Raw genomic sequence first — 9331 nt, forward strand, 5'->3', positions numbered from 1 at the left:
GGCAGGGATAGTGTCACATCTGACGATCTTGAGGCAGCTTGTGCCTTGACCCTTGCACATCGCGCGACGCGCATTCCGGAACCCGAAACCGACGAAGAACCGCCTGCACCGCCGCAAGATGAAAACTCTGACGAGAGTGGTGAAGATAATGAAACGCTTGATCTGCCGGATGAGTTGCTACTCGAGGCGGTGCGGGCACTACTTCCTGATGACCTGCTTGATCAATTAGCGGCGCAAAAGGCACGCGCTGGTCGTGGAAATGGAACAGGTGCAGCGCGCAAGGGCAACCGTCGCGGGCGTCCCTTGCCATCACGCGCAGGCCGGATCAGCGATGGGGCTAAAATTGATATCATAGGCACCTTGCGTGCGGCGGCACCTTGGCAAACGATCCGGCGCGATGCATCAGGTCGCGAGGGGCTTCAGATTAGACCCGCTGATATTCAGATCAAACGATTTGAAGAAAAGTCAGACCGCCTTTTGATCTTTGCCGTCGATGCTTCTGGGTCGTCGGCGCTTTCGCGATTGGCCGAAGCCAAAGGCGCGGTCGAATTGCTGCTAGCGCAAGCCTATGCGCGGCGCGATCACGTCGCACTTGTTGCGTTTCGTGGAACCGAGGCAGAGCTTTTGCTACCGCCCACACGGTCATTGGTACAAACTAAACGGCGTCTTGCCGCCTTGCCAGGTGGCGGCGGCACACCACTTGCGGCTGGATTAATGACCGCGTTTGAACAGGCGACTCAGGCGTCGCGGCGGGGCTTGACCCCGACAATTGCAATTCTCACCGATGGACGGGCGAATATTGCACTTGATGGAACGGCTGACCGCAAACAGGCAGCAATCGATGCCCAGCAAATCGCGCGTATCTTGCGGGCAAATAACACGGACGCAATTGTAATTGATACCGGCAACAGACCGGAACCGGCCTTGCGCAGCCTCGCTCAGACTTTGAATGCAGCGTATTTGCCATTGCCACGCGCAGACGCTGCAAAGCTGTCAAAGTCTGTCGCGACTGTTTTGGGCGATTAACAGATGCGCTGGCCACAAGACGCAAAAGACTGGCCGCTTGCACAGTGTTCTCGTCAAGTGCTGCACCGCCCGCACCGCTGGCATATCCAAGAAGCCGGAGAAGGTGCGTTGGTTTTACTGATTCACGGCGCTGGTGGGACAACACAAAGTTTTCGCGGGATTTTTCCGATACTTGCGCAGACAAACCGTGTCATCGCTGTCGATCTACCCGGACAAGGATTCACCCAGCTAGGCGCGCAGCAGCGCTGCGGACTTGATCATATGTCCGAAGATCTACTCTCCCTTTGCCGCAACCAAGGGTGGGCGCCCGACTTGATAGTTGGACATTCCGCGGGTGTCGCGATTGCATTGCGCATGTGGGAACTAGGGATGATACCAAAACGCGGGATTGTCGGCATAAACGCAGCCTTGGGAAATTTCAAAGGCGTCGCTGGTTGGCTTTTTCCGATCATGGCCAAAGCCTTGGCGGTCACACCCTTTAGCGCCAGTATTTTCGCAAGCACGACGACGCCAGCGAGCATCCGTAATCTGGTAAAAGGAACAGGATCGCAGTTGGATCAAGAGGGGCTCGACCTCTATTATCGACTCGCAAAGGACAAAGGCCATGTGGACGCGACACTTTCTATGATGTCGCAATGGTCGCTGGATGGATTATTGGCGCGATTGGACAAGGTCGATTGTCCTGTTCATCTGATCACCGGGCTTTCGGATAAAGCCGTACCGCCGCATGTTAGCACCGATGCCGTGCGCACGCTGACGAATGCGCGGCTAACGGAATTGCCAAATCTTGGGCATTTGGCCCACGAAGAAGATCCGGAAACTATCGCACAGCTTATTCTAGACACGTAAAAAGCCGCCAGAGTTTCCCCTGACGGCTTTTCGCATTCTAAAGCGTGAATTGCTTATTATTCAGCACTGAAAGTAGCGAGGTAGGCATAAAGGTCGTATGCCTGATCTTCCTGACGGACTTGATAGGCCATTTTGCCCCGCGCACGGCGGTTTTCTAGGGTTTCGCGCAGCCAACCAGTTGGGTCCTGAACGTAGCCAACAAAGGCTTCTTCAGTCCAAGGTGTGCTAGCTTCGCCCAGCTCAACCAATGCATCGCTGTAGCGGAAATCCTCAACGGAACCCATTGTGCGACCAGCAAGACCATAAAGATTTGGTCCTGTTTTCGCATTGCGTCCTGCAAGGACTTCGCCAGATGCGTCAGCTACGACGTGGCAAGCAACACACTGGCGGTTGAATTGTTCTTCACCCGCGGCGGCGTCACCGACAGTTGCGGCATGGCCGTCTGCAAATGCGGGTGCGGCAAGCACAGCAAAAGCAGCTGCAATTGTAAATTTCTTCATGATCGTAATCCTCTTCGATCTAGTTCTGTGACCGTTCGCCCCAGTCAAAGGCTAACATAACGCATAGGGCCAAGCGGTCCACCCCCTGCGGCAAAAGTTTGCGTGAAGCGTATTACGCAACAGCGTGCGCAAGTGCACATTGTTTCCATAAAACCCTTAATGCATTGATAAGGTGTGCGATATCAGCATCCGTATGCAATGGCGATGGTGTAAAGCGCAGCCGCTCCGTTCCTTTTGGAACGGTCGGGTAATTGATCGGCTGGACGTAGATATCCCACTCGCGCATCAAGTAATCGGCGAGCATCCGTGTTTTGACAGGATCACCGATCATGACAGGAACAATATGGCTGTCGTTCTCCATATGCGGGATGCCTTCGCGGTCCAATGCAGCCCGCAGGCGGGCGACTTGGCGGCGCTGCTGGGCGCGTTCCATTTCAGAAGTCTTGAGATACGCGATCGACGCCCGCGCCGCAGCTGCCACAGCGGGCGGCAAGGCAGTCGTAAAGATAAACCCTGACGCAAAGCTACGGATAAAATCACAAAGGGCCACAGACCCAGTGATATAACCACCCACCACACCAAATGCCTTGCCCAGTGTGCCTTCGATCAGCGTAATGCGATCGGCCAGACCTTCGCGCTCGCTAATGCCACCACCGCGTGGTCCATACATGCCAACGGCGTGTACCTCATCTAAGTACGTCATCGCACCATACTTTTCGGCAACTTCTACGATTTCCCGAATGGGGGCGATGTCGCCCTCCATCGAATAGACGCTCTCAAAGGCAACGATCTTAGGTACATCCGCTGGAAGGGCGCGCAGCTTCATTTCCAGATCATGCACGTCGTTATGCTTCCAGATCACTTTGTCTGCGCGTGAATGGCGAATGCCTTCGATCATTGACGCATGATTGCCCGCGTCTGACAGGATAACGCAATTCTCAAGGCGGCTGCCCAACGTGCTAAGCGCGGCCCAATTGGAGACGTAGCCCGATGTGAAAAGCAATGCGGCCTCTTTGCCGTGCAGATCAGCCAATTCACGTTCCAACAAAAGGTGATCATGGTTTGTACCTGAAATGTTGCGTGTACCGCCTGCGCCCGTTCCGGTGCGTTCAACCGCTTCGCACATCGCGGCGATCACTTTTGGATGCTGGCCCATGCCTAGATAGTCGTTGGAACACCAAACGGTAACGTCGCGCACGCCATCTTCGTCATGGTTTGCAGCGCGCGGGAACTTGCCGCACTTTCGTTCCAGTTCAGCAAAATACCGATAGTTTCCATCGGTTTTCAGTTGGCTAATTTGGGCGTTGAATAGGGCGTCAAAATCCATCGAACTTATCTCTCTTCTTTGGTCATCGTTTTTGGCGAGGGAAGCATCCACCGCCAGAGTTTCGCATCGGGCAATGGCACTACCATCAACCAGTGTTCAAGTAGGGCAAGTGCAGCCATTGCAGTCAGCAAGGCAAAGCCCACGACAGTCACGTCAGACCCGGCGGTCCAAAGGCGTTCGGCGCAAACTGCCAAAAGGGCGGTCAAGACAGTTATCGCTATGGGGAAAGCGAGCGTCACTGGACCGCGCCGGAAGTATGATTTGAGGTGTATCAAGCGGTCTGGCACAAACTCCAGATTGATACGCGGCACGCCATAAAACAGGTTCAGCTTGGCCAGAATTCGCGCCAAGAACAGCACCAGATAAATGGCAACCGCAATGCGATTTTCCGCGCCAACCGAAGCCATAACCAACCCCCAAAGTCCTAGCGTCAGCGCCAGCTCGTGATAGGCAACGGTCGAAAAAGCGCGAAAGAACCGGTCACCCGGGGCAAGGCCTGATGGGCAATCTTCACGCTGCGGACCGGTGATCACACCGGCAAGAAACGCAAGTTCAATCCAGCCCCAGATCGCCAAAGCGCCAGCAAAACCAAGATAAGCACCATAAACCGACACATCAGCAAGCGACGCATTCACAGCCCAAACCCCAAGCGCAAGCAGGGGCAACCCCATGAACACCGTCATTCCATGCGTGCCCAACCGATCAGCCCGTCGCACCGCGACCAAAATCGCACCAGTGGAAAACCACCAGACGAAAATAGCGATCAGCGATGCGATCCAAGGCGAACTCATTGGTCCTCTTCCGAGTAAAAATATCCCGGTGGTGTGGAGGCAGCGCCTCCACCGATTTTCAATATGAAAATCGATCCCACCATCAGTAAGCTGGCACCAAACCAGGACGATCAGGCACAGCATTCTTGTGAACAGGGATTGTCAAAAGCGATACAAACGCGAAACCCGCCTTTGCAGAACCCGCCATACGCTTGACCCAACCTCCAACGCCGCCTTGCTTGCGACCTGCTGCAATCTGCACATTGGCATCCTGCATCCGGTTCAATGTCGGCTCCCAACGCGGGTGATTGATATCGAGCGTCATCGGGAACACCTGCGTGGTGATCTCTGACGTGACGCGGAACACTTCTTGGCCGTACCATTTTGGATCAACGCCCAGCGCTTTGTGGAATTCTGGACGCTGGTGGTCGCGCACCCACATGGTGGAGAAAACAGCCGTGAGGAAGAACTTGATCCACAACTTATTCATGCGGCTTTCGGTCAGCTTTGGGTCTGTTTTCAACAGCAAAGCAAATGCCTCGCCATGGGAAAACTCGTCGTTGCACCATTCACGGAACCATTTGAAAATCGGGTGGAACCGCATTTCAGGATGCTTTTCCAAGTGGCGGTAAATCGTGATGTAGCGGGCATAACCGATCTTTTCGGACAGATAAGTCGCGTAGTAGATGAACTTGGGGCGGAAATAGGTGTATTTCTTTGCCTGTGTCAGAAAGCCTAGGTTCACCGCAATACCTGCTTCGCGCAGCGCGTCGTTGATGAAACCAGCATGGCGGGCCTCGTCACGGGCCATCAGGCCGAACAGTTCGGTAATGTCTTTGTTGGCACCGCGACGCTTCATTTCTTTGTAAAGCACGCAGCCCGAAAACTCAGCGGTACAGCTGGAAATCAGAAAGTCGATGAATTCTGCTTTCAAAGCGGGCTCCATACCGTCCCAATCAACGGTACCCCAATCTTCGTTTTTCTTGAAATGACCTTTGTTAGGGTCTGCTTTCATCGCCGCAATCAGCACGTCCCAATCTTCGCGGACAGGCGTGACATCAATCGCGTCCATCTCGTCGAAATCAGTGGTGTAAAAGCGCGGGGTCAGCAGCGTGTTGGACATCGCAACTTGCGTTGCTTCTTCATTGGTCAGCGGTGGCAGCGCCTCTTGGGCGGCAATCGCTTCTTCGGCTGTGGACGCATTGGACGAGTGCATGTTCATGACAGTACCTCTTCACTAAATGAGAATTCGCAAAGCTCCATGAACTCGAAATCGCCGGTCGCGCGGGTCCACATCTGCTCGATTTTCGATGCACGGGTAATGATTGCCGTACGCTGTTCTTCGACCAATTCACCGAAGGCTGCCATGATCTCTGGCCCTTGAACCTGCACCGTGTCACCCGGATTGATGACGGCGCCATTGTCTAACCGCACGTGCGCGGACAGTTCTTCGAACCGGTGCGAGATCGTGACCGTGCATGGTGCGGTCTCTGTCTCTCTAAAAAATAGTCCCATGTGAGTTCCCTTTCACAAATCAAAGGCGCAGGGGGCTAACCCGCGCACTGTTTCAGTCTAGCAGCTTGGCAAAGGCGGCTACGTTATCCTTGCCATATCCAATCAACTCGACGGACAGGTCAGTCGTATCGTCAATGATTGCGATATTGCCGTTCTCCCGGCGGACAACAGTGATCGGCGCATTCCCTGTCAGGTCATGCACAAAACGTTCGCGGTCGATGACACGACCCATGACGCCAATAAAACCAGCTTTTTCGTCAGAAGACGATGCGATCAATTGACCATCTGTCGTCAAAACCTCGTAAATACCGCTGCGATCACCGACCATGACAATCTCGAGCGATTGCGTAACTGGTGCCTCTACCAAGACACCGCGGTTTGGCACATCGAACCACTGCGCATAGGCAACAAGCGAAAGTGTCGCTGCCATCAGGCCAAACATGGCCTGCACCAGAAAGCGGGGCACCATTTCTTTGTCACGGTGGCGCATTTGTTGTTCAAGTTGGGACATGATGCTTACTCCGCTGCGACGGCATTGCCGTCTGTTTGGCTGATGCGTTCAACGCGTGGCTCTGAAATCCGTGTTTCGGCGGCTTCGGCAAATAGACGTGCCACGTTTTCGGCGTCAGGAATGCAGCGTAAAGCGGGCTGCGTACGAGTAATGTGCCAAGGACGCACATGCGGCCAGGACATCAGGAAGGACACGCGTGTTTCGCCAATCAACTCAAACGCCAATGTGCCGTGACCCGATGGTTTCAGGTCAAGGCTCGCGTTGCCGATCCAAGTGTAAGGCAAGTTCAGCGTCATAGTCAGCGCCGCGCCAATGCGCATTGCCACCCGCTTGTTGGTTAACGTGTAAACCGTGGAACGCGCTTGGACATAGGCAATCGCGTAAAGGATTCCGCAGGCGACAACGCCAAGAACAAGAAACGGCACACCATGGAAGATCGCCGCGCCAAGCGGCATTTCAGCCGAAGACACGCCAATGCGCCAGAATGCAAGTAAAGCAAAATAGCCGGCAACCCAGCGCACGCCCAATGCTTCTCGGGCAAGGCGACGTGGATCAGGGGCACCCTGCCACAAGATATGTTCACCGTCAGGCAACTGCTCTGGCAGCCCTTTGATCGGTTCGAAGTTAAAATCATCATGGCTCATGGGATGTTCCCCCCTTTGTTTTCGTGGTGGCCCCGGTGGCGAACCGGGGACACATCATTTTCATCGCTTCAGATCAGGACGCGTACATTGTCCCGCCAGCGTAATACGCTGTGATCTTGTCTTCCTCGAGCACGGTGACTTGTTCCATGCTTTTGGTTTTCGGAACGCCATCCCAGTTGCTTGCCATCAGTGTTTTGACCGTCACGCGGTCAGTACCAATTTTAGCAAGCGTCATCGGGATCAAGCGTGTTTTGCCGGACCCTTCTGGGTTTAGATCGACGGTCAAATAGCGGACCATCTGCTCTGGCACGTCGACCCACATATCAGTGACACGGCCAACAACTTCACCATCGCGGCCAACAACAACTTTGCCGCGCGGATCACGTCCCGCAGAGACTTTGAAGTCCTCCAAAAGCGACATTGGCTTGATTTTCACATGACCGTGCGCGTCTAGCTCAGGCTCATCGCGGCGCGGCGCCCAAGCGGCAGGACCAACACCATCAACCATCGGATCACCTGTCGGGATCCAAGGCGAACCAGTCGACACAGAAGACTGGGCCAACGCAAGGTCGGACCGCATCTTGGTGTCTTCGTATTCACGCGAAGGCACTGTCAGTTCACCACGACCATCGCGCAGTTTGAATGTCTTTTCCTTTGGCAAAGGAAACAGGCTTTCGTTAGCAGGCACGCCATCGGCATCGTCACGCAAAGGATAGCCTTCGCGCATGTTTTCAGTTTGCAGGTAGTAAACAAGCCCCGCAAAAAAGATCCAGAAGAGCCAAATTGCTGCGCTCGCCAGATCAAAGTCTCCAAAAAATTCTACACCAACCATAGTATTATCCTTTCGGTGGTTAGGTCGGGAAGTCAGCCAATCCCAGCTTGGCAGACCTTCCGTCGGTTATGGGCCGCAACCGCACAAGCGGCCCCAGCACGATCAGGGTTAGGAAAAGAAGGCCAATTTCGGTGTGATAAACAACCGAATAGCCGGTGGCAGGCGTGGCGAGCGCCTCTCCCAATGTGCCGTTCCCAGCGGCATGGTTCACGAGGTCACGGATAGTACCCCCGATAAAGATGGACAGCCCGGCGCCGGTGGCTTGTGCAGCCCCCCACGCGCCAAGGGCCAAACCACGACCGGCATTGCCAGTCGTGGGCATTGTCATGGCAGCCGTCAGGGTCGAGACGCCGAACAGGCCGCCACCGAAACCGATCAAAGCTGCGCCTAGATAGAACAAAGCAGGCGACCCGATTGGGGCCGAAAAGATCACTGCGCAAAACGCGAGGATACCCGCAAGAATACCGCGTGCGCACATCCGGTAAGGATCAATGCCGTTCGCCAACCAGCGCGCCGCAAATCCAAAACCAACAAGCGCGCCACCAGCCCACATTGCAGTCAGCAATGTTGTTGCAGACACAGATAGGCCTAGAATTTCGCCACCATATGGCTCTAGCAGCACGTCTTGCATGTTGAACGCCATTGTTCCGATAAACACGACAGCCAGCAAACGACCCGCATCGCCACCGCTTGCTAGATCTTTCCACGCATCGCGGAACGTCGGCGACGCCTCTTCGCGCTGGGCTTTGGTCATTGGTTTGACCTTTTCCTGCTTCCAAAGCGCAATCAGGTTCAAAAGCAGTGTGACAACAGCCGTGCCCTGCACAACCTGCACCAAACGCAACGCAGAATAGTCACGCAGCAACGCACCGATGATAATCGCGGCAAACGCCATCCCCACAAGGTTCATCACATAAAGAAGTGCGACTACCTTTGGCCGCGTTTCTTCGGTCGCACGATCAGCAGCTAGCGCCAAACCAGCGGTTTGCGTCATGTGCATACCAAAGCCGGTCATCAGAAACGCAAGGGCGGCACCAACATAACCCGCAATCGGGAAATCAAGCGTGCGATCACCCGACAGCACCAACAATGCCATCGGCATAATCGCAAGACCGCCAAACTGCCACATAGTGCCAAGCCAGAGATACGGAATACGCTTCCAACCAATGGCAGACTTATAATTGTCAGATTTATACCCAACCAAAGCACGCAGCGGTGCAACCAAAACTGGCAGCGCAATCATAGCAGCAACCAGCATCGACCCGATATCAAGCTCGACAATCATCACACGGTTCAGCGTGCCCAGCAGCATCACAGCCGCCATACCCACCGAAACCTGAAACAACGACAGACGCAA

Annotated in this window: 11 protein-coding genes; 2 read left to right on the plus strand and 9 right to left on the minus strand. The window is 54.7% G+C overall.

Annotation, left to right across the window (positions count from 1 at the left end):
- The coding region (locus QZ197_RS12605; protein ID WP_296432367.1) for a VWA domain-containing protein at positions 1–1026 on the plus strand (1026 nt) is incomplete at its 5' end.
- 3 nt (positions 1027–1029) lie between these two features.
- A complete protein-coding gene (gene bchO / locus QZ197_RS12610) occupies positions 1030–1875 on the plus strand; it encodes an alpha/beta fold hydrolase BchO (RefSeq protein ID WP_296432368.1) in 846 nt (281 codons plus the stop codon).
- A gap of 56 nt (positions 1876–1931) precedes the next feature.
- On the opposite strand, the gene QZ197_RS12615 is transcribed toward bchO, so the two are convergent.
- The 9 genes from QZ197_RS12615 to QZ197_RS12655 form a co-directional block, all read right to left on the minus strand.
- On the minus strand, positions 1932–2375 hold the full coding sequence (locus QZ197_RS12615; protein WP_296432369.1) for a c-type cytochrome: 444 nt from the start codon (positions 2373–2375) through the stop codon (positions 1932–1934).
- Positions 2376–2487: 112 nt separating this feature from the next.
- A complete protein-coding gene (hemA, locus tag QZ197_RS12620; protein ID WP_296432370.1) occupies positions 2488–3702 on the minus strand; it encodes a 5-aminolevulinate synthase in 1215 nt (404 codons plus the stop codon).
- Between the two features lie 5 nt (positions 3703–3707).
- A complete protein-coding gene (gene puhE / locus QZ197_RS12625) occupies positions 3708–4493 on the minus strand; it encodes a putative photosynthetic complex assembly protein PuhE (RefSeq protein WP_296432371.1) in 786 nt (261 codons plus the stop codon).
- 82 nt (positions 4494–4575) lie between these two features.
- The gene (gene acsF, locus QZ197_RS12630) at positions 4576–5694 is read right to left on the minus strand and encodes a magnesium-protoporphyrin IX monomethyl ester (oxidative) cyclase (RefSeq protein ID WP_296432372.1); all 1119 of its coding nucleotides are present in this window, start codon (positions 5692–5694) and stop codon (positions 4576–4578) included.
- Positions 5691–5987, minus strand: a complete 297-nt coding sequence (locus QZ197_RS12635) for a hypothetical protein (RefSeq protein WP_296432373.1) — start codon at positions 5985–5987, stop codon at positions 5691–5693. Before QZ197_RS12635 ends, acsF begins: the two co-directional genes overlap by 4 nt.
- Before the next feature lie 52 nt (positions 5988–6039).
- Positions 6040–6498, minus strand: coding sequence for a photosynthetic complex assembly protein PuhC (gene puhC / locus QZ197_RS12640; protein ID WP_296432374.1), 459 nt, complete (start codon positions 6496–6498; stop codon positions 6040–6042).
- A gap of 5 nt (positions 6499–6503) precedes the next feature.
- The gene (gene puhB / locus QZ197_RS12645; RefSeq protein WP_296432375.1) at positions 6504–7142 is read right to left on the minus strand and encodes a photosynthetic complex putative assembly protein PuhB; all 639 of its coding nucleotides are present in this window, start codon (positions 7140–7142) and stop codon (positions 6504–6506) included.
- A 73-nt stretch (positions 7143–7215) separates the two neighbouring features.
- Positions 7216–7974 (minus strand): photosynthetic reaction center subunit H, encoded by a 759-nt coding sequence (puhA, locus tag QZ197_RS12650; RefSeq protein ID WP_296432376.1) that lies wholly within the window; start codon positions 7972–7974, stop codon positions 7216–7218.
- Between the two features lie 19 nt (positions 7975–7993).
- On the minus strand, positions 7994–9331 hold a 1338-nt coding region (locus tag QZ197_RS12655; RefSeq protein ID WP_296432377.1), incomplete at its 5' end, for a PucC family protein.

This window comes from Yoonia sp. (genome assembly GCF_017854415.1).
Lineage (GTDB): Bacteria > Pseudomonadota > Alphaproteobacteria > Rhodobacterales > Rhodobacteraceae > Yoonia.

Excerpts from the sequence above, each read along its gene's own strand:
- QZ197_RS12615 (WP_296432369.1), bottom strand. The coding sequence starts at position 2,375 with ATGAAGAAATTTACAATTGCAGCTGCTTTTGCTGTGCTTGCCGCACCC.
- puhB (WP_296432375.1), bottom strand. The coding sequence starts at position 7,142 with ATGAGCCATGATGATTTTAACTTCGAACCGATCAAAGGGCTGCCAGAG.
- bchO (WP_296432368.1), top strand. The coding sequence starts at position 1,030 with ATGCGCTGGCCACAAGACGCAAAAGACTGGCCGCTTGCACAGTGTTCT.
- acsF (WP_296432372.1), bottom strand. The coding sequence starts at position 5,694 with ATGAACATGCACTCGTCCAATGCGTCCACAGCCGAAGAAGCGATTGCC.
- puhC (WP_296432374.1), bottom strand. The coding sequence starts at position 6,498 with ATGTCCCAACTTGAACAACAAATGCGCCACCGTGACAAAGAAATGGTG.
- QZ197_RS12635 (WP_296432373.1), bottom strand. The coding sequence starts at position 5,987 with ATGGGACTATTTTTTAGAGAGACAGAGACCGCACCATGCACGGTCACG.
- puhA (WP_296432376.1), bottom strand. The coding sequence starts at position 7,974 with ATGGTTGGTGTAGAATTTTTTGGAGACTTTGATCTGGCGAGCGCAGCA.
- hemA (WP_296432370.1), bottom strand. The coding sequence starts at position 3,702 with ATGGATTTTGACGCCCTATTCAACGCCCAAATTAGCCAACTGAAAACC.
- puhE (WP_296432371.1), bottom strand. The coding sequence starts at position 4,493 with ATGAGTTCGCCTTGGATCGCATCGCTGATCGCTATTTTCGTCTGGTGG.